The 19,372-nt window shown below is 64.2% G+C and carries 20 protein-coding genes; 10 read left to right on the top strand and 10 right to left on the bottom strand.

Going from position 1 to position 19,372, the window contains the following annotated elements; translation table 11 throughout:
* Positions 1 to 38: 38 nt before the first annotated feature.
* From choV to choX, 3 genes are all read right to left on the bottom strand, one after another.
* Complete coding sequence (gene choV, locus ACROUL_RS16400) at positions 39 to 1,082, bottom strand: choline ABC transporter ATP-binding protein (RefSeq protein ID WP_431300520.1); 1,044 nt, start codon at positions 1,080 to 1,082, stop codon at positions 39 to 41.
* Positions 1,079 to 1,909 (bottom strand): choline ABC transporter permease subunit, encoded by an 831-nt coding sequence (choW, locus tag ACROUL_RS16395; protein ID WP_431300519.1) that lies wholly within the window; start codon positions 1,907 to 1,909, stop codon positions 1,079 to 1,081. Before choW ends, choV begins: the two co-directional genes overlap by 4 nt.
* A 70-nt stretch (positions 1,910 to 1,979) precedes the next feature.
* Positions 1,980 to 2,909 carry a choline ABC transporter substrate-binding protein gene (choX, locus tag ACROUL_RS16390; RefSeq protein WP_431300518.1) on the bottom strand — a complete coding sequence of 310 codons (930 nt, stop codon included), beginning with the start codon at positions 2,907 to 2,909 and terminating at the stop codon, positions 1,980 to 1,982.
* A gap of 84 nt (positions 2,910 to 2,993) precedes the next feature.
* Between choX and betI the strand changes: the two genes are divergently transcribed.
* From betI to ACROUL_RS16375, 3 genes are all read left to right on the top strand, one after another.
* Positions 2,994 to 3,572 carry a choline-binding transcriptional repressor BetI gene (gene betI / locus ACROUL_RS16385; RefSeq protein ID WP_431300517.1) on the top strand — a complete coding sequence of 193 codons (579 nt, stop codon included), beginning with the start codon at positions 2,994 to 2,996 and terminating at the stop codon, positions 3,570 to 3,572.
* Entirely contained in the window at positions 3,572 to 5,221 is a 1,650-nt protein-coding gene (betA, locus tag ACROUL_RS16380) for a choline dehydrogenase (RefSeq protein WP_431300516.1), read from the top strand. The genes betI and betA overlap by 1 nt, the downstream gene beginning before the upstream one ends.
* An 82-nt stretch (positions 5,222 to 5,303) precedes the next feature.
* Entirely contained in the window at positions 5,304 to 5,543 is a 240-nt protein-coding gene (locus tag ACROUL_RS16375; RefSeq protein ID WP_431300515.1) for a YdcH family protein, read from the top strand.
* A 42-nt stretch (positions 5,544 to 5,585) separates the two neighbouring features.
* Here the strand turns inward: ACROUL_RS16375 and ACROUL_RS16370 are convergent, their stop codons facing one another.
* The 3 genes from ACROUL_RS16370 to ACROUL_RS16360 form a co-directional block, all read right to left on the bottom strand.
* Positions 5,586 to 6,977: a helix-turn-helix domain-containing protein gene (locus ACROUL_RS16370; protein WP_431300514.1), complete on the bottom strand. Its 1,392-nt coding sequence runs from the start codon at positions 6,975 to 6,977 to the stop codon at positions 5,586 to 5,588.
* 49 nt (positions 6,978 to 7,026) lie between these two features.
* Positions 7,027 to 8,241: a multidrug effflux MFS transporter gene (locus ACROUL_RS16365; protein WP_431300513.1), complete on the bottom strand. Its 1,215-nt coding sequence runs from the start codon at positions 8,239 to 8,241 to the stop codon at positions 7,027 to 7,029.
* 74 nt (positions 8,242 to 8,315) lie between these two features.
* Positions 8,316 to 8,669 (bottom strand): DMT family protein, encoded by a 354-nt coding sequence (locus ACROUL_RS16360; RefSeq protein ID WP_431300512.1) that lies wholly within the window; start codon positions 8,667 to 8,669, stop codon positions 8,316 to 8,318.
* Positions 8,670 to 8,866: 197 nt separating this feature from the next.
* On the opposite strand from ACROUL_RS16360, the gene ACROUL_RS16355 reads away from it, so the two are divergent.
* The 6 genes from ACROUL_RS16355 to ACROUL_RS16330 all read left to right on the top strand — a co-directional run bounded on the left by ACROUL_RS16355 (position 8,867) and on the right by ACROUL_RS16330 (position 14,393).
* Complete coding sequence (locus tag ACROUL_RS16355; protein WP_431300511.1) at positions 8,867 to 10,399, top strand: acyl-CoA carboxylase subunit beta; 1,533 nt, start codon at positions 8,867 to 8,869, stop codon at positions 10,397 to 10,399.
* 11 nt (positions 10,400 to 10,410) lie between these two features.
* Positions 10,411 to 10,821 (top strand): DUF6497 family protein, encoded by a 411-nt coding sequence (locus ACROUL_RS16350; protein WP_431300510.1) that lies wholly within the window; start codon positions 10,411 to 10,413, stop codon positions 10,819 to 10,821.
* A 214-nt stretch (positions 10,822 to 11,035) separates the two neighbouring features.
* The gene (locus tag ACROUL_RS16345) at positions 11,036 to 11,161 is read left to right on the top strand and encodes a hypothetical protein (protein WP_431300509.1); all 126 of its coding nucleotides are present in this window, start codon (positions 11,036 to 11,038) and stop codon (positions 11,159 to 11,161) included.
* A gap of 180 nt (positions 11,162 to 11,341) precedes the next feature.
* Positions 11,342 to 11,737 (top strand): hypothetical protein, encoded by a 396-nt coding sequence (locus ACROUL_RS16340; protein WP_431300508.1) that lies wholly within the window; start codon positions 11,342 to 11,344, stop codon positions 11,735 to 11,737.
* A 337-nt stretch (positions 11,738 to 12,074) separates the two neighbouring features.
* On the top strand, positions 12,075 to 12,284 hold the full coding sequence (locus ACROUL_RS16335; protein WP_431300507.1) for a hypothetical protein: 210 nt from the start codon (positions 12,075 to 12,077) through the stop codon (positions 12,282 to 12,284).
* 108 nt (positions 12,285 to 12,392) lie between these two features.
* Positions 12,393 to 14,393: an acetyl-CoA carboxylase biotin carboxylase subunit gene (locus ACROUL_RS16330; RefSeq protein ID WP_431300506.1), complete on the top strand. Its 2,001-nt coding sequence runs from the start codon at positions 12,393 to 12,395 to the stop codon at positions 14,391 to 14,393.
* A gap of 8 nt (positions 14,394 to 14,401) precedes the next feature.
* Here the strand turns inward: ACROUL_RS16330 and ACROUL_RS16325 are convergent, their stop codons facing one another.
* The gene (locus tag ACROUL_RS16325) at positions 14,402 to 14,842 is read right to left on the bottom strand and encodes a DUF4174 domain-containing protein (RefSeq protein WP_431300505.1); all 441 of its coding nucleotides are present in this window, start codon (positions 14,840 to 14,842) and stop codon (positions 14,402 to 14,404) included.
* 81 nt (positions 14,843 to 14,923) lie between these two features.
* On the opposite strand from ACROUL_RS16325, the gene scpA reads away from it, so the two are divergent.
* Complete coding sequence (gene scpA, locus ACROUL_RS16320) at positions 14,924 to 17,053, top strand: methylmalonyl-CoA mutase (protein WP_431300504.1); 2,130 nt, start codon at positions 14,924 to 14,926, stop codon at positions 17,051 to 17,053.
* Between the two features lie 81 nt (positions 17,054 to 17,134).
* Here the strand turns inward: scpA and ACROUL_RS16315 are convergent, their stop codons facing one another.
* From ACROUL_RS16315 to ACROUL_RS16305, 3 genes are read right to left on the bottom strand one after another with little or no spacing between them, the layout of a single operon-like run.
* Entirely contained in the window at positions 17,135 to 17,557 is a 423-nt protein-coding gene (locus ACROUL_RS16315; protein WP_431300503.1) for an AAA+ family ATPase, read from the bottom strand.
* Positions 17,558 to 17,588: 31 nt separating this feature from the next.
* Entirely contained in the window at positions 17,589 to 18,620 is a 1,032-nt protein-coding gene (locus ACROUL_RS16310; RefSeq protein WP_431301328.1) for an endonuclease/exonuclease/phosphatase family protein, read from the bottom strand.
* 14 nt (positions 18,621 to 18,634) lie between these two features.
* Positions 18,635 to 19,348, bottom strand: coding sequence for a TerB family tellurite resistance protein (locus ACROUL_RS16305; protein ID WP_431300502.1), 714 nt, complete (start codon positions 19,346 to 19,348; stop codon positions 18,635 to 18,637).
* Positions 19,349 to 19,372: the final 24 nt, after the last annotated feature.

Genomic DNA, 19,372 nt, shown 5'->3' with positions numbered 1-19,372 from the left:
AATGGCTTGCGTGGCGACGTTAACCCGGCGTTAGGGTTTCAGCCGCGCGGATTGAGCAGTTTCGCCATCAGCCCGGCGGTTCGGATGAGGCCGAGGTTGCGGCCGTTTTCCTGCACCACCATCTCGGTCACGTCGTTGCACAGCAGCGCCATCACATCCTTTACCGGCATTTCCGCGTCGATCGCACGGGCGCCGGGGCTGGTGCCGGTTTCCATCACATCGCGCGCGGTCAGCACCGACAGGGGATTCATGTGGGCCACGAAATCGGCGACGTAATCGCTGATAGGATTGGCGATGATCTCGCGCGCGGTGCCGCATTGCACGATGCGCCCGCCCTCCATCAGCGCGATGCGGTTGCCGATCTTGAACGCCTCGTCCAGATCGTGGCTGACGAAGATGATGGTGCGTTTCAGCTTGGCCTGCAGGTCGAGAAGCTCGTCCTGCAGTTTCGAGCGGATCAGCGGGTCGAGCGCCGAGAAGGGTTCGTCCATCAGCAAAATCGGCGCGTCGGTGACGAAGGCGCGGGCGAGGCCGACGCGCTGCTGCATGCCGCCCGAAAGGTCGCCTACCTTGCGGTCGGCCCATTGCGTGAGGTTCACGAGGGCAAGCTGTTCATCCACTTTGGCGCGGCGCTGGTCGGGGCTTTGCCCGGCAAGTTCGAGGCCGAGCCCGACGTTTTCGCGCACCGTGCGCCACGGCAAGAGGCCGAACTGCTGAAACACCATCGCGATGCATTCGCGCCGCACCTTCAGAAGATCGGCGGTGGAGCAGGTGGTGACATTCGATGTCCAGTCACCATCGTTGATGGTGACCGAGCCGCGCACGACCGGGTTCAGCCCGTTGACCGCGCGCAGAAGCGTGGATTTGCCAGAGCCGGAGAGGCCCATCAGCACGAGGATCTCGCCCTTGGCCACCGTCAGCGAACAATCGTGGACGCCGAGGATCTGGCCGGTGCGGGTCTGGATTTCGGACCGGCTGAGGCCCTGATCCATCAGGGGAAGCGCCTGTTCGGGGTGGTCGCCGAACACGATGGAGACGCGGTCGAAGATGACGGCGGGCTTTTCGGTGGGGGTATCGGTCATCGGCTGACCCTCAACATGCGGTCAAGTAGGATGGCCACCACCACGATGATGAAGCCGGATTCAAAGCCAAGCGCGGTGTTGACCGAATTGAGCGCGCGGACGACCGGCACGCCAAGGCCGTTGGCGCCGACAAGTGCCGCGATCACCACCATCGACAGCGACAGCATGATGGTCTGGTTCAGGCCCGCCATGATCTGTGGAAAGGCGTAGGGCATTTCTACCTTCCAGAGCCGTTGTTTCGGGGTGGCGCCAAAGGCGGTTGCCGCCTCCAGCAGCGCCTGCGGGGTGGAAGAGACGCCAAGGTGGGTCAGGCGGATCGGCGCGGGCAGCACGAAGATCACGGTGGCGATCAGGCCCGGCACCATGCCGAGGCCGAAGAACACGATGGCCGGGATCAGGTAGACGAAAGTGGGCAGCGTCTGCATCAGATCGAGGATCGGCACCATCACGCGATAAAGCTTCGGGCGGTGCGCGGCGGCGATGCCGACCGGCACGCCAAGGCCCATGCAGACGACGCAGGCCGACAGGATCAGGGTGAGGCTTTCGGTGGTTTCTTCCCAGTAACCTTGGTTGAGGATGAACAGGAACCCGATCACGACGCCAAGGCAGACCTTCCAGTTCTTTTGCAAGAACCACGTCAGCGCGACGAACAGCGCAATGATGACAAAGGGATGCGGTGTTTGCAGCAGCCACAGGATGCCGTTGATCATGGCTTCGAGGCCGGTGGAAATGGCGTCGAACACGCCACCAAGGTTGTCGTTCATCCAGTCGAACACCGCTTTGGCGGTCTTGCCGACGGGGATCTTGTAGTCAGTCAACCATTCCATTCAGCCGCTCCGCGCCTGGGCAAGGGCCGCCCCGGCGTGATGCCGGAGCGACCGGGGTTCGTGGGGCAGCTTACTGGAGCGCGGCCGCGACCGCAGCCTTGGCATCGCCACCATCCTTGGTGGTGACGCCGTCAAGCCACGGCTCCCATGCCTCGGGGTGGGCAGCGAGCCAGGCCTTGGCGGCGTCGGTCGGGTCTTCGCCGTCGTTCAGGATGGCGCCCATGATCTCGTTTTCCATCGGAAGCGAGAAGCTGAGGTTTGACAGAAGCTTGCCGGTGTTCGGGCATTCGGCGACATAGCCCGCGCGGGTGTTGGTCGCGACGATCGCGCCGCCGAAGTTCGGTCCGAAGTAATCGTCGCCGCCGGTCAGGTAGGTCATCTTGAAGTTGGCGTTCATCGGGTGCGGTTCCCAGCCGAGGAAGACGATCGGCTTGGCATCCTCGGTGGCCTTCTTGACCTCGGCCAGCATGCCCTGTTCGGAGGATTCCACGACCTCGAAGCCGTCGAGGCCGAAGGGTCCGGTGGCGATCATGTCGATGATCAGGCGGTTGCCGTCATTGCCGGGTTCGATGCCATAGATCTGGCTTTCAAGGTCGTCCTTGTGGGCGGCGATGTCCTTGAAATCCTTGATGCCAAGGGCAGCGCCAGCTTCGTTGGTGGCAAGGGTGTATTTCGCGCCTTCAAGGTTGGTGCGGATGGTTTCCACGGTGCCTGCGTCACGGTAGGGGGCGATGTCGGCCTCCATCGTGGGCATCCAGTTGCCGAGGAACACGTCGATATCGCCTTCGGCAAGGCCGGTGTAGGTGACCGGAACGGAGAGCACCTTGGTTTCGGTGTCATAGCCCAGCGCCTCGAGGATGGCGGTGGTTGCGGCGGTGGTGGCGGTGATGTCGGTCCAGCCGACGTCGGAGAAGATCACCTTGTCGCAGCCTTCCGCAAAGGCGGACCCGGCAAGCGCGAAGGTGACAGCGGTGGTAAGGAGCGTGGTGCGGATGGACATGGGACCTCCCCCATTTTTGTTGATTGACGAGTCAATAAACTTCGTGCTGATACGGTTTGGCAAGTGTTTTATGAGGCCGCGCCGATGCCGAAGCTTGGAATGGAGCCTATTCGCAAGGATGCGTTGGTGAAAGCCACGATTGTGGAAATCGGCAGGGTCGGTTCGCTTGATGTGACGGTCAGCCAGATCGCCAAGCGGGCGGGCATGTCCTCGGCGCTGGCGCACCATTATTTCGGATCGAAGGAAGACATGTTTCTGGCCGCGATGCGCCATGTGCTGACGCTTTATGGCGCCGAGGTGCGCGGGGCGCTGGCGGCGGCCGAGGGGCCGGAGGGGCGGGTCAGGGCGATTCTGCGCGCGTCGTTCAGCGCGGGCAACTTTCGGCGCGAGGCGGTGGGGGCGTGGCTGAACTTCTACGTGCTGGCGCAATCGGTGCCCGAGGCGAAGCGTTTGCTGGCGGTGTATCAGCGGCGGCTCAGGTCCAACCTTGTGCATGCACTGCGCCCGCTTGCGGGGGCGCGGGCGGGTGAGATTGCGCTGGGCATGGGGGCGATGATCGACGGGCTTTACCTGCGTGAGGTGCTGAAATCCGGCCCGGCTGACGGGGCGGCGGCGGTGGCCGTGGCGGTGCGCCATCTGGAAGCCGAACTGGGGAGGCTGTGATGCACGCCGATTACGTGATCGTCGGGGCCGGGTCTGCGGGCTGTGCGCTGGCCTACCGGCTGGCCGAGGCGGGGCGGCGGGTGACGGTGATCGAACATGGCGGGTCGGACGCGGGGCCGTTGATCCAGATGCCGGGGGCGCTGTCTTATCCGATGAACATGGCGATCTACGACTGGGGCCTGCAGACCGAACCCGAGCCGCACCTGAACGGGCGGGTGCTGGCGACGCCGCGCGGCAAGGTGATCGGCGGGTCGTCCAGCATCAACGGGATGGTCTATGTGCGCGGCCACGCCCGTGATTTCGACACCTGGGCCGAGATGGGCGCGGATGGCTGGGGCTATGCCGACGTGCTGCCCTATTTCAAGCGGATGGAACATTCGCACGGCGGGTCGGGGCCTGAGTATCGCGGCACCAAGGGGCCGCTCCACATTACCCGCGGGCCACGGTCGAACCCGTTGTTCGACGCCTTCATCAAGGCGGGCGAAGAGGCCGGGTATCCGGTGACGACCGATTACAACGGCGCGCAGCAGGAAGGCTTCGGCCCGATGGAGGCGACGATCTGGAAGGGTCGGCGCTGGTCGGCGGCGAATGCCTACCTCAAACCCGCGATGGCGGGGGGCAATGTGCAGGTCGTGCGCGGGATGGCGCGGCGCGTGGTGTTCGAGGGCAAGCGCGCGGTGGGCGTGGAAATCGGGCGAGGCGACCTCGTGCAGGTGATCCGTGCGGGGCGCGAGGTTATCCTTGCGGCATCGTCGATCAATTCGCCCAAACTGCTGATGCTTTCGGGCATCGGGCCGGGGGCGCATCTGGCCGAACACGGGATTCCGGTGCTGGCCGACCGCGCGGGCGTGGGGGCGAACCTGCAGGACCACCTTGAAATCTATATGCAATTCGCCGCAAGCCAGCCGGTGACGCTGTACAAATACTGGAACCTCTGGGGCAAGGCGACGGTCGGGGCGCAGTGGCTGTTTACGGGCACGGGGCTTGGCGCGTCGAACCAGTTCGAGGCTTGCGCCTTCATCCGGTCACGGGCCGGGATCGACTATCCCGACATCCAGTATCACTTCCTGCCGATCGCCGTGCGCTATGACGGCAAGGTGGCGGCCGAGGGGCATGGGTTTCAGGCGCATGTCGGCCCGATGCGGTCGAAGTCGCGGGGGGCTGTCACCCTGCGGTCGGCCAACCCGGCGGATGCGCCGCGCATCCGGTTCAACTACATGTCGCACCCCGACGACTGGACGGAGTTCCGGGCTTGCATCCGCCTGACGCGGGAAATCTTTGGGCAGGCGGCGTTCAAGCCCTTCGTCCGCCACGAGATTCAGCCGGGTGCCGCGGTGGAGACGGACGATCAGATCGACGCCTTCCTGCGCGAGCACGCGGAAAGCGCCTATCACCCCTGCGGCACGGCGCGGATGGGGCGCAAGACCGATCCGATGGCGGTGGTCGACCCGGAATGTCGGGTGATCGGGGTTGAAGGGCTGCGGGTGGCCGACAGCTCGGTCTTCCCGCAAGTGACCAACGGCAACCTGAACGCGCCCTCGATCATGGTGGGGGAGAAGGCTGCCGATCACATCCTTGGCCGCACGCCGTTGCCCGCATCGAACCTTGAACCGTGGGTGAACCCGAACTGGCGCGTGGCGCAGCGCTAGGCGGTTTGCGGGTTGATCCGGGTCAAGGCGGAGCGCGGCGTGGCCTTCTAGACTTCACTCGACAGTCAAGAAGGAGATGTCGATGTCGAACACCCCGCACACGTTGCATGACGAATTCCCCGACCATGCGCAGAAGTTGAGCGCACTTAAGAATTCGAGCGCGCATTTCGCCCAGCTTTTGGTCGATTATGATGCCGTCAACGCCAAGATACATCGGTCTGAGACCCGGCTGGACCTTCTGACAGACGAGGAAGAAGAGGCGCTGCGCCGCCAGCGGGTGCATCTGAAGGACCATATCTGGGCGCATCTGAAGGAGGCGTAAGCCTTGCGAAAAACGGCGGGCCAAGTGCCCGCCGTTTTTCTTTCACCCGATCTCGTAGGGCAGCACGTCGCGGGAATTCGGGTTGACGCTGAGCCGGCCTTCCAGCGGCGGAACCGAGCGCTGGTGACAATTGGTGCGTTCACAGATGCGGCAGGAAATGCCGATCGGTTCGAACCGGCCCTTCAGATCCAGGCCATCGGAGTAGATCAGTTGCGCCGCGTGCTGCACCTCGCAGCCAAGGCCGATGGCATAGCGGCGCACGGGGGCAAGGAAGGCACCCGCAGGTTTCGACACGTCGCGCGCAAGGCAGAGGTAGCGCACGCCGTCGGGGGTTTCGGCCAGTTGGCGCAGGAACTGGCCCGGGGTCTCAAACGCGCGGTGGACGTTCCACAAGGGACAGGCGCCACCGAAGCGGGCGAATTGCAGCCGGGTGGCGGAGTGGCGCTTGGTGATGGTGCCGGCCTGATCGACGCGGACAAAGAAGAAAGGGATGCCCTTGGCGCCGGGGCGTTGCAGGGTGGACAGGCGGTGCGCCACCTGTTCCAGCGACGCGCCGAAGATGTCGGCCAGACGTTCCAGATCGTGGCGGGTTTCCAGTGCTGCGGCCTGGAAGGCGCGGTAGGGCAGCAGGGCCGCGCCGGCGAAATAGTTGGCAAGGCCGATCTTGGCGATGTCGCGGGCTTCGGGCGTGGAGAAGCGGGCGAGGTCGAGGGTGGCTTCCAGCAGGTCGTTCTGGGTGAGAAGGGCGATCTGGTGCAGCAGCTGGAAGCGTTGCGAAGGGCTGGAGGCGCGGGCCGAAATGTCGAGGCGGCGGGCCGCGGGGTCGTAGTGACGCAAAGGCGATTTGTCGGAAAAGTGCAAGCTGATGCCGGCGCGGCGCAGCAGGTCTTGCGCAGTGGATTCGATGGTTTTGCTGGCGGATGAGGTGGCGAAATGTTCGGCAGCGCGGTCGACCGCATCAAGGTAATTGTCGCAATAGTGAAAGAAGTCGCGAACCTCTTCCCACGGGCTTGGCTTCAGCGTGGCGTCTTCGCGGCCCAAGGCTTCGTCCAGCGAGGCGAGGCGTTCGTGGGTCTGGCGGTAGGCGCGGTGGAGGTCGAGAAAGGCGCGGGCAAGGGCCGGGGCGTTTGAGGCAGCAAGGCGCAGGTCAGCCAGGGGCGGGGTGGCACCGGGGAACACCGGGTCGGCCAAGGCTTCGCGCATGTCGGTGACAAGGCGTTCGCTTTCTCCGACGGTCAGTTCCGTGACATCGAGGCCAAACTCCTGCGCCAGCGCCAGCACCACAGCCGCGGAAACCGGGCGGTGGTTGTTTTCCATCTGGTTGAGGTAGGGCAGCGAGACGGTCAGCTTGTCGGCAAATGCGCGTTGGGTGAGGCCGAGGCGGCCACGGATTTCGCGCAGCTTGACGCCGGCGTAGAGTTTCTGGACGGGCATCGGGCCTCCGGGTTTGCAAAGCGGAGCGTGGCTTTGCAAACCTGTGGCGTCAAGCCAGACCGATGGCCTTTGCGCGGCGGATCACGCCAAGGATCGCGATGACCGAGGCGATGGAGGAGGCGAGCATCAGAAGGACCAGCGGCAGTTCGCTGGCGCCGGGGCCAAGCACCTTGCCTGCGGCCGAGGCCAGAAGCGCGCCACCGCCGATGGTGATCGCCCCGCCAAGGCCCGAGGCGGTGCCAGCAAGATCGGGGCGGACCGACAGCATCCCGGCGTTGGCCGATGGCAGGCCGATGCCATTGCCGAGGCCCATGAACACGGTGAGGCTGAAGAACACCACCGGGCCGGAGAGGCCGGCGAGGGTGAGGATGGTCAGAAGGCTGAGGCCAAAGGTGGTGACGAGCGCGCCAAAGAGGACCATGCGGTTCATCCCGAAGCGCACCGAATAGCGCCCGGCAAGGAAGTTTCCGGCGGCATAGCCGATCGCCGTCAGCGCGAAGAGCGCGCCGACATGCACCGACGACAGCCCGAACACCTCGGTCCCGACATAGGGCGCGCCGCCGAGATAGGCGAAGAAACAGCCCGAGGCGAAGGCGGCCGACAGGGTGTAGCCCCAGAACCGGCGCGAAGAAAGAAGCGTGGGGTAGGTGCGGATCTGGTCGGCAAAACTGACCCGGCGGAGGGTGGCGGTTTCGCCAAGATCTGCCCAGACCAGCGCCAGCACGGCAAGCCCGAGGACGAAGAGAAGGATGAAGTTCGCGTGCCAGCCAAAGGCATCATCCAGCACGCCGCCGATCACCGGGCCGATCATCGGGACGATCGACATGCCCATCGTGACGTAGCCGATCATCGACGCCGCCTCGCTGTCGGACACCATGTCGCGCACCACGGCGCGGCTGAGCACCATGCCGGCGGCGATCACGGCCTGCATCATGCGAAACATCAGGAAGATCGTGGCGGTCGGGGCCAGAATGGTGCCGATGGTGGCGGCAAGGAAGATCACCAGCGACCAGATCAGCACATTGCGCCTCCCGAACCGGTCGGAAATCGGGCCGATGGCGATCTGCAGGGCGGCTGACAGCGCAAGATACAGCGCCACCGACTGCTGCATCACGCCGTAGGACACGCCGAAATAGGCGGCCATCTGCGGCAGCGACGGCAGAAAGATGTTCATCGTCAGCGCCGAAAGCCCGGCGATGAGGATCAGCGTCACGACCTTGGGTGGGGTGGTGCGGTCAAGAAAGCGGGGTTTGGCGTGAATCATATCGTTGGGCTACGCCTGCGCGCCCAAGTTGTCTACCCGCAGGGCTGCAGGTTTTGCTGTGCGACGCTGCGTCTTCACGCCCATTTGTGGAAGATGAAGAACGCTCCAAGCGCGATGCAGCCGAAACCGAGCAGGTGATTCCAGGCGAGCGGTTCCTTGAGGTAGACCACCGAGAACACCGCGAAGACCGACAGGGTGACCAGCTCCTGTATCGTCTTCAGTTCGGCCGCGGAAAAGTAGCCGTGGCCGATGCGGTTGGCCGGCACCATCAGGCAGTACTCGAAGAACGCGATGCCCCAACTGATGAAGATGACGGTGACAAGCGTGGTTTCCTTGAACTTCAGGTGGCCATACCAGGCGAAGGTCATGAACACGTTGGATGCGATGAGAAGGCCGATGGTCATGAAGGGAATGGGAAGGCTGGTCATGGTTGCCCTGAAAGTTTGCCAAGGGGCCCGGAATAACGCGCGGGCGTCGCGCCGACCAGTAGTTTGCATGTTTGCGATTTGATGCGGATGGCTCGGGTCAACTTTGCAAATTTACGAGATCGCGCTTTGTCATGCGCGAGCGCGCGGCTATGGTCTCGGCGGGACGCTGCCTGCGGGCGGTGCGGGGAGGCGATGCGATGAAAGACATTTTGCAAGAGCTTGAGGCGCGCCGCGCCGTGGCACGCGCGGGCGGCGGCGAAAAGCGCGTGGCGGCCCAGCACGGCAAGGGCAAGCTGACGGCGCGCGAACGGATCGAGTTGCTGCTGGACGAGGGCTCGTTCGAGGAATTCGACATGTTCGTGGCGCACCGGTCGGTCGATTTCGGGATGGAGGAAAACCGCCATCCCGGCGACGGCGTGGTGACGGGCTGGGGCACGATCAATGGCCGGATGGTCTATGTGTTCAGCCAGGATTTCACCGTTCTGGGCGGATCGGTGTCGGAAACCCATGCCGCAAAGATCTGCAAGATCATGGACATGGCAATCCAGAACGGCGCGCCGGTGATCGGGATCAACGATTCCGGCGGTGCGCGAATTCAGGAGGGCGTGGGATCGCTGGCCGCTTATGGCGAGGTATTCCAGCGCAACATCCTTGCATCAGGCGTGGTGCCGCAGATCAGCCTCATCATGGGGCCTTGCGCGGGTGGGGCGGTTTATAGCCCGGCGATGACCGACTTCATCTTCATGGTGAAGGACAGCTCCTACATGTTCGTCACCGGCCCCGATGTGGTGAAGACCGTGACGAACGAGCAGGTCACGGCGGAAGAACTGGGCGGCGCGTCGACCCATACCCGCAAATCATCGGTTGCTGACGGGGCGTTCGAGAACGACGTGGAGGCGCTGGCCGAAACCCGGCGACTGTTCGACTTCCTCCCACTGAACAACCGCGAAAAGGCACCGGTCAGGCCCTTCTTCGACGATCCGGCGCGGCTGGAGCCGAGCCTTGACACCTTGGTGCCGGACAACCCGAACCAGCCTTACGACATGAAGGAACTGATCACCAAGCTGGCCGACGAGGGCGATTTCTTTGAAATTCAGGCGGCGTTCGCGGCCAATATCATCACCGGCTTCATCCGCATCGAAGGCCAGTCGGTCGGCGTGGTGGCAAACCAGCCGATGGTGCTGGCGGGGTGTCTGGATATCGACGCCAGCCGCAAGGCCGCGCGCTTCGTGCGGTTCTGCGATGCGTTCGAGATTCCGATCCTGACGCTGGTCGACGTGCCGGGCTTTCTGCCGGGCGTCAGCCAAGAGTTGGGCGGGGTCATCAAGCACGGCGCGAAGCTGTTGTTCGCCTATGGCGAGGCGACCGTGCCGAAGGTGACGGTGCTGACGCGCAAGACCTATGGCGGGGCCTATGTGGTGATGTCGTCAAAGCATCTGCGCGGTGATTTCAACTATGCCTGGCCCACGGCGGAGGTCGCGGTGATGGGGGCCAAGGGCGCGGTGGAGATCCTGTATCGCAGCGAGCTGGGCGATCCGGCCAAGATCGCGGGGCGGGTCAAGGATTACGAGGACCGTTTTGCCAACCCGTTCGTGGCGGCCGAGCGCGGCTTTATCGACGAGGTCATCATGCCGCATTCTACCAGACGCCGGGTGGCGCGGGCGTTTGCCAGCCTGCGCGGCAAGAAGCTGACCAACCCTTGGAAAAAGCACGACAACATTCCGCTTTGAAGGATCTGAACGTGCGTCACCTGCACCGTATCTTCGCCGCCTCGCTGGCCGTGCTTTTCGCCGGGGCGGGGGGGTGTGAGGAAACGCCGTCGGCCGATGCGGTCACGGTGCCGTCGGGGCGTGAGGTGCGGTTTCTGGACGTGATCAGCAACGTGCCGGGGGCAGAGGGCGCGACGGCGCGGTTCCGCTTCGTGGTGCCGGGGCTGGCCGAAGGCGACAGCGAGGCCGATGCCGCCGATATGCAGGCGCTGTGTGATACCTACGCCTTGCCGCGGATCGACGCGATGCAACCCCCGCCGCAGCAGATCATCATCTCGCTGGCCGGGAAGGAAACCCCGTTCGGCGAGGCCGCGCCCGAAGTGGTGCAGTTTTTCGAGGCCTATTCCGTGCAGGACGGCGCCTGCGTATGGGAGGTGTTCTGATGCCGCCGAAGGGGATGATAAAACCGGCTGGCCACGGATTCCTTGCTGATGTAGGAACGCCACAGGCTGACAACTTGGGCCATTTGGCGTGTCATTCCGGGCTTCGTTCGGATATGGTTTCGTCAGGTCGAACTCAAGCGGCCTGTAAAACGGAACGGGGGCGGGCGCTTGACGGCGTTATCCGCACTACCCCCCAAGAAAGATGGAGTAGAGGATGTCGAGGATCATTCTGGCGGTTGCAGTTGCAGCAACCCTTGCAGCTTGCGCCAAGAAAGAAGCAGAAGTCGTTGCGGTCGAGCCGGTTTCGGTCGAGCCGACCTACACGGGCAAATACAAATAATGTTTCGGGGCGGGCCGGTCGGCTTTTGCCGATTGCGCCCGCCTCAAATCTTCGCCTCCCGCTGATCGATGCGGTTCCGAGGCACGCCGTTTCCCTGACATTTGCGCCCAACCCGCACTGGCCCCGGCCCGCGGCAATCGCTATCGCTCGGCCATCCAGCGTGATGAGGAGTGATGTCAGATGCTGAAACACCGTGGCTTTCCGGGGCGCCTGCCCGGCACCGACTTCCAGTTCACCATCCGCCGCGCCAACCTGAAGGACGGCCCGACCAAGCTGACCCGGCGCGAGCGGTTCAAGGACCGCAAGCAGGCCGACCGCAAGGCCGACGAGGGCTTCATGGCCGCCCTTTGGCAGCAGTTCGGCGAGGAGCCGTTCGAGCGCGGCAATCTGGATGCGGGCCGGTTAAGCTGGCTTTTCGGGCGCGAGGTGGTGCCGGCAGAAGATCCGTTCGATCCGGCCAGCTATGAGGCGCTTCTAAGGATCGACGTGGCGCGGGCAGAAGCCGCGTTCCCGGCGGTGTTCGCGCCAGACGCGCCGATGATCGGTGGCGACGACTGGGACGACGAGGACGAATAGGCATGATCCCGCTGACCGCATCCGCATTCCGGCAGGGTTCTGCCAAGCCAGGCGAAGCGGGCTATGAAATGTTTGCGCTGCGGGCACGGGCTGGTCATTCTGTGCTGGCAGGTGCGGGGCGGTGCCTTGGCCTGCGTTCCGACATACGTTCCCTTTCCCCTTCCCGTCGGTCCGGTCCGTCCCAGGCCGGACCGACACCCTTTCCCACCCTTCAGCACCGGCGAGGATTTGCCGAAGCGCCAGGCTCGGTCCGGGCAACGGCGACTTTCGGCTTCAACTCCCGGTGGTTTGCGGTAAACTTGCCGACAATAACAACAAACCAACGAGGCAGTCTGTCATGCGCAAGTCGCTTTTCCTTCTTCCCCTTCTTATCCTTCCGCTGGCCGGTTGCCTGCAGGACCCCACGTCGCGCGGCGTGGCCGGTGCGGTTGCCGGTGCTGCTATTGCGGATGCGCTGGATGAAAACATGGTCGCAGGTGCTGCCCTCGGCGGTCTTGCCGGTGCGGCCACCTGTGGCATCCAGCTGGGCCTGCCGCCCTGCTACTGATCTGATCACCGCCTGCGGGCGGGCTGACACCACATCAAGGACCATCCGGGCCGACCGTCCGGATGGTCTTTTTGCATTTCGACTGGCCGCACGCTCCGGGGGGACCGCATGTTCAAGAAAATCCTTATCGCCAATCGGGGCGAAATCGCCTGTCGCGTTATAAAGACCGCGCGCAAGATGGGGATCAAGACGGTAGCCGTCTATTCCGACGCCGACCGAAATGCGCTGCACGTCTTGATGGCAGATGAAGCGGTGCACATCGGTGCATCGCCCGCGGCACAAAGCTACATCGTGATCGACAAGATCATGGCGGCGATCAAGGCGACGGGTGCCGAGGCTGTGCATCCGGGCTACGGATTCTTAAGCGAGAACATGAACTTCGCTGCGGCGCTGGAGGCTGCCGGGGTGGTGTTCATCGGCCCGCCGTCAGGGGCGATCGAGGCGATGGGCGACAAGATCACCTCGAAAAAGCTGGCGATGGAGGCGGGGGTTTCCACCGTGCCGGGCCATATGGGGCTGATCGCGGATGCGGACGAGGCGGTCAAGATTGCCACCCAGATCGGCTATCCGGTGATGATCAAGGCCAGCGCCGGGGGCGGCGGCAAGGGAATGCGGATTGCCTGGAATGATGCCGAGGCGCGCGAGGGGTTCCAGTCGTCGAAGAACGAGGCGGCGGCCAGCTTTGGCGACGACCGCATCTTCATCGAAAAATTCGTGACGCAACCCCGCCACATCGAAATTCAGGTGCTGGCCGACAAGCACGGCAACACCGTCTATCTGCACGAACGCGAATGTTCGATCCAGCGGCGGAACCAGAAGGTGATCGAAGAGGCGCCGTCGCCGTTCCTTGATGCGGCTACCCGCAAGGCGATGGGCGAACAGGCCTGCGCCCTCGCGCGTGCGGTCGGCTACACCAGCGCCGGCACGGTGGAGTTCATCGTCGACGGCAACCGCAACTTCTATTTCCTCGAAATGAACACCCGGTTGCAGGTGGAGCATCCGGTCACGGAACTGATCACCGGAGTCGATCTGGTGGAACAGATGATCCGCGTGGCTTATGGCGAGGCGCTGCCGTTCCGCCAGGACGACCTCAAGATCAACGGCTGGGCGATGGAATCGCGCCTTTACGCCGAAGACCCCTATCGCAACTTCCTGCCCTCCATCGGTCGCCTGACCCGGTACCGCCCGCCCGTCGAAGGCGCGACGGCCACCGGCATTGTGCGCAACGATACCGGCGTGTTCGAGGGTGGCGAGATCAGCATGTTCTACGACCCGATGATCGCGAAACTTTGCACCTGGGCGCCGACGCGGGCAGGGGCGATCGAGGAAATGCGCATCGCGCTGGATACCTTCGAGGTCGAGGGCATCGGCCACAACCTGCCTTTTGTCGGCGCGGTGATGGATCATCCGCGCTTCCAATCCGGCAATATCACCACCGCCTTCATTGCCGAGGAATATCCCGACGGTTTCAAGGGCGCGGTTCTGACTGATGACGTTCTGCGCCGGGTTGCTGCTGCGGCGGCTGCGATGAACCGGGTGGCCGAGATTCGCCGCACCCGGATTTCCGGCACGATGGACAACCACACCCGCCGCGTCGGCGATGATTGGGTCGTCAGCCTGCAAGGCACGGAACATGCTGTGAAAATCGACGCTGATCCGGAAGGGTCGACGGTGACTTTCGCCGATGGCACCGCGATGCGCGTGACGTCTGACTGGACGCCGGGGCAGCCGTTGGCGCGGCTGACAGTGGACGGCGTGCTGATGGCGGTGAAGGTCGGGAAAATCCCGATGGGGTTTCGGATGCGGCTGCGCGGGGCGGACCTGAAGGTGCATGTCAGGACGCCGCGCCAGCACGCGCTGGCCGGGCTGATGCTGGAAAAGGCGGCGCCAGACACGTCGAAATACCTTTTGTGCCCGATGCCCGGCCTGATCGTTCGGATCAACGTCGAGGTCGGCGACGAGGTGCAGGAAGGTCAGGCGCTGGCTACGGTGGAGGCGATGAAGATGGAAAACATCCTCAAGGCCGAGCGTCGCGGCGTAGTCAAGGCAGTCAAGGCCAGCGCGGGGGCCAGCCTGCGGGTGGACGATGTCATACTGGAGTTCGAGTGATGCGCCCGTCAGCGCCCTGCCGGGTTCTGTTCAAGGATTTCTGTGCGCCTGAGCGGCATCTTGTCGATGGCGTGGGTGATCTCGCGCACATCCCACGGCAGGGGCTTGCGGACCACGGGGCGCAGGTCCTTGTCCATGATCACCAGCGAAAAGCCGCGCGGGCGCAGTTTCAGCCGCCATTCGGTGCGCGCGGCGGGATCGGTGTCGGTGACAAGGATCACGTCGCGTTCGGCAAGCTGGTCGTATTCGCGGGCAAGAAGCTCCATCTGGCGGATGTAGTTCGGGTCGTTCGGGCTGTCGGCAAAGACCACGATGGGGCGTTTGACGTAAAGCTGGTCGTCGAACACCACGTCGGCGGCGGCCACCGGGCCAAAGGCCGGGGTTGCCGCCTCGGCCAGCGCGACGGTTGGCAGAAGTGCCGCGAAAACAAGCGCGTAAATGGATCTCATGATGCCCCTCTTTGATCGGGATATAGGGCGCCCGGTGCCAAATCCAAAGGGGTGCGATGCAGCCCCGCAGCGAGGGTTGCAATGAGCGACAAAGTGAAAGCCTGGGAAGCTCTGGCCGCAAGGGAGCTGAAAGGGCAAAGCCCCGACAGCCTGCGATGGAACACGCTGGAGGGCATTGCCGTCAAGCCGCTTTACACCGCAGCCGACACCGCGGGGCTGGCGCATCTGGGCGGCGTGCCGGGGGTCGCCCCCTTTACCCGTGGCGTGCGGGCGACGATGTATGCGGGCCGGCCCTGGACGATCCGGCAATACGCGGGGTTTTCCACCGCCGAGGCGTCGAACGCGTTTTACCGCAAGGCGCTGGCGGCGGGGCAGCAGGGCGTGTCGGTGGCCTTCGACCTTGCCACCCACCGGGGCTATGACAGCGACCATCCGCGCGTGGTGGGCGATGTCGGCAAGGCCGGGGTGGCGATCGATTCAGTCGAGGACATGAAGCTTCTGTTCGACGGGATACCCTTGGAAAAAGTCAGCGTTTCCATGACGATGAATGGCGCGGTGATCCCGGTTCTGGCCAGTTTCATCGTGGCGGGGGAAGAGCAGGGCGTGCCGCGCGCGGCACTGTCGGGCACCATCCAGAACGACATTCTGAAGGAGTTCATGGTCCGCAACACCTACATTTATCCGCCCGAACCTTCGATGCGGATCGTGGCGGACATCATCGAATACACGGCGGCCGAGATGCCGAAGTTCAACTCGATCAGCATTTCCGGCTACCACATGCAGGAAGCGGGCGCGAACCTGGTGCAGGAGCTGGCCTTCACGCTGGCCGATGGGCGCGAATACGTGCGTACCGCGATTGCGCGCGGGATGGATGTGGATGATTTCGCCGGGCGGCTGAGTTTCTTTTTCGCCATCGGGATGAACTTCTTCATGGAGGCCGCGAAACTGCGCGCTGCGCGGCTTTTGTGGCACCGGATCATGGAAGGCTTCGGGGCGAAGAAGACGTCGTCGCTGATGCTGCGGACGCATTGCCAGACCTCGGGTGTCAGCTTGCAGGAACAGGACCCCTACAACAACGTCGTGCGCACTGCCTACGAGGCGATGGCGGCGGTGCTGGGCGGAACGCAATCCCTGCACACCAACAGCTTTGACGAGGCGATGGCGCTGCCTTCTGACTTTGCATCGCGGATCGCGCGGAACACGCAGTTGATCTTGCAGGAAGAGACAGGGATCACCCATGTCGTCGACCCGCTTGCCGGCAGCTATTACGTCGAAAGCCTGACCGACCAGATGGCCACCGAGGCGTGGAAGATCATCGAAGAGGTCGAGGCGATGGGTGGCATGACCAAGGCCGTCGCCAGCGGAATGCCGAAGCTGCGGATCGAGGAATCGGCAGCCCGGCGGCAGGCGATGATCGACCGTGGCGACGAGGTGATCGTCGGCGTCAACAAATACCGGCTGGAGAAAGAGGATGCGATCGACATCCGCGATATCGACAACGTCGCGGTGCGCGAGGCGCAGGTGGCCAAACTGGCGGCGATCCGTGGGGGGCGCGACGCGGCCCGGGTGGAGGCGACGCTTGCCGAACTGACCCGCCGCGCGGAAGCCGGCGGCAATCTTCTGGAAGCGGCGGTTGATGCGGCGCGGGCGCGGGCAACGGTTGGGGAAATCAGCATGGCGATGGAAAAGGTGTTCGGCCGCCACCGGGCCGAGGTCAAGACGCTGGCCGGGGTCTACGGGGCTGCCTACGAGGGCGACGCAGGCTTTGCCGCGATCCAGAAGGACGTCGAAGCTTTCGCCGAAGCCGAAGGCCGCCGGCCGCGGATGCTGGTGGTGAAGATGGGGCAGGACGGGCATGACCGGGGGGCAAAGGTGATCGCCACCGCCTTTGCCGACATCGGCTTTGACGTGGACGTGGGGCCGCTGTTCCAGACGCCAGAGGAGGCCGCGCAGGATGCGATCGATAATGACGTGCACGTGATCGGGATCAGCAGTCAGGCGGCGGGGCACAAGACGCTGGCGCCGAAACTGGTGGAGGCGCTGAAGGCTGCGGGGGCAGGGGATATTCTGGTTATCTGCGGCGGGGTCATTCCGCAGCAGGACTACCAGTTCCTGTATGATGCCGGGGTGAAGGCGATCTTCGGGCCGGGGACGAACATCCCGGCGGCGGCGAAAGAGATCCTTGATCTGATCCGCGCCGCACGCGACTGACAGCAACCGGGCGCCGCGTTGGGGGGCTGTCTGCCCCCCGCACTCCGTTCGGGGCGGGTCAGGACCGGACGCCGCGGTGCATCAAAGCTCGATCGCGCCGTCGGCGTCGGGGGTGGGCAGGGTGTCCGGCGTGGCCTCGGGAGCCGCCTCTGGGGCCGCGTTCGGGTCTGTGGGCAAGGGCGCGGTGCGGCGGATGATGATGTCGCCGTTCGGCAGCACTTCCGGCGCGGCGTAGTTGCTGAAGTCTCCGACCATGTCGATGAGGTCCTTGAACTTCGGACCAAGCTCCTCGATGGCGGGGCGAAGCTCTTCGAGGGCTTTGCCCATCTCGGTCAGCGCGGGTTCGACTTCGGTCATGAAGCCGCGCATTATCAGCTTGATCCCTTCGTCGATCAGACTGAAGCCGTCATCTTCGGCCTGGGCTTCCGGGGCGGGAGCGTCCTGCGCCAGCGCGGGTGCGGTGACGGCACAGAGGGCGAGGGCGAAGAGGGTCATCTTGTTCATGGGTGCGATATGGGAAGCCCATCCTCCGGTTTCAATTCAGCCCCGGCAAATCAATCGTGACGGGGAAGTGGTCGGAGGCCTGCAACAGAGCCTCGCGCAGGTCGGGCACCGCCATCACGGCCGGGTCGTTGAAGGGATGCCAGATGCGCCAGTCCGGCTGGCGGGCGGCAAGATCCGGCGACACCATGATGAAATCGAGGAGCGCCTCCAAGAACCGCTTTTGCGGGGCGACGTAGAAGCGCGCCGTGGTGGGGGCCAGTGAAACCCGGCTTTGCAGCGCCATCGCTGCATGGGGGTCGTAAAGTCGGGTGGCCTCGCCGGTGCCCAGCACGATCTCAACCCCGGAATGACCGAACAGCTTTTCGAATTCGTCGATGCCGGGACCGTCGTTGAAATCGCCCATCACGATCAGGCTGTCCCCCGCTGACAGATGCCCCTCGACCCGTTGGCGCAGCCACAGGCATTGCGCCAGTTGCTTGCGGCGATTTTCGATCGACAGGCGCAATTGCGCTTCGCGGCCATTGGCGCCGTAGGGGTTTTTCGACTTCGCATGCACCCCGATCAGCCGCAGCGCGGTGCCGCCCGAGGTGGTCACGGCCATTTCCAACGGGGGTTTCGAAAACCGGATGGTTTCATGGACCATGTCGGCGTCAAGATCGTAGCGGAAGGTGCCGTCGAAGCGTGGCGCATCGGTAGAGCCGTGGCTGGTGGAGGCGTTGCCTTGCGGATCATGGGTGATGGTCAGGCGGTCGGGGTCGTAGAGGCAGGCGATTTCCTGTTCGGTATCAGACGGAAAGCCGATCAGCGCCTTTCTTGCACGAAGGCGGAACTGGCGCGCGAAATTTTCCAGCGCGGTGACGGTGGAACGGTGGCCGTTGGTGTCGGGCGCCTCAATGATGGTGATGGCGTCGGCGTCCAGCGCGGTGAACACGATGCCAAGCGCGCCCAGTTGTTCGGCGCGGGTGGTCTTGTAGCGGGCCGAGGGGCCGTTGTCGGCCAGAAGCCGACCTCGATCATCGAAGAGGGCGTTGAACCATTCGACGTTGTAGGTGGCAAGCCGCAGGCCGGTCGGGGCTGTCACGCGGCCTCCTTGGCCGAGATTTCGCGCCACGCCTCGTTGATCAATTGCATCCGGCGTTCGGCCAGTTTCATGGCCTCGGGCGGGACGCCGCGGGATTGCATCACATCGGGGTGGGTGTCGCGCACCAGCGCCTTCCACGCCTTGCGCGCCTCGTCCTTGGTGGCGCCGCGCGGCAGGCCCAGCACATCGTAGGGATCACGCGGCGCGCCTTCGACAAGGCGTGAGCGGACGATGCGGAAGCAGGCCTCGTCCAGCCCGAATGTGTTGGCGACATGGGTCAGGAATGCATCCTCGCCATCGTGATACGAGCCGTCGGCGGTGGCGATCTGGAACAATGCCTCGAGGATGTCGACCAGCACATGGTGGTCGTCGGCGCAGATGCGGCGGCCTTCGGGGTTGAACAGGCGCGCGATCTTGCGGGCGTAGGCGTCAAAGCCTGCCACGTCCTGCCGGGCGAGGTTGAAGACGTGGGCCGCGTGGGTTTCCTCGCCTTCGGGAAAGGTGAAGATGCGGCGAAACGCGGTCACCTCGTCGCGGGTGACGGTGCCGTCGGCCTTGGCCATCTTGGCACCCAGCGCAAGGACGGCGATGGTGAAGCCGACCGATTGTTCCGGGGTGCCACTGTCGCGCAACCGGTCAAACACCACCGACAGGGGTTCGCCCCGGGCGAGGGCGGCGATGGCGTCGGCGATGCGGGTCCAGATCGACATGGTGGCGCGATACTACCCGTCCGG

Origin of the sequence: Tabrizicola sp. BL-A-41-H6 (assembly GCF_050632395.1) — a bacterium.
GTDB lineage: Bacteria > Pseudomonadota > Alphaproteobacteria > Rhodobacterales > Rhodobacteraceae > JAUYQR01.
The sequence above is the reverse complement of the archived record's forward strand: the minus strand, read 5'-3'. Positions and strand labels throughout refer to the sequence as shown.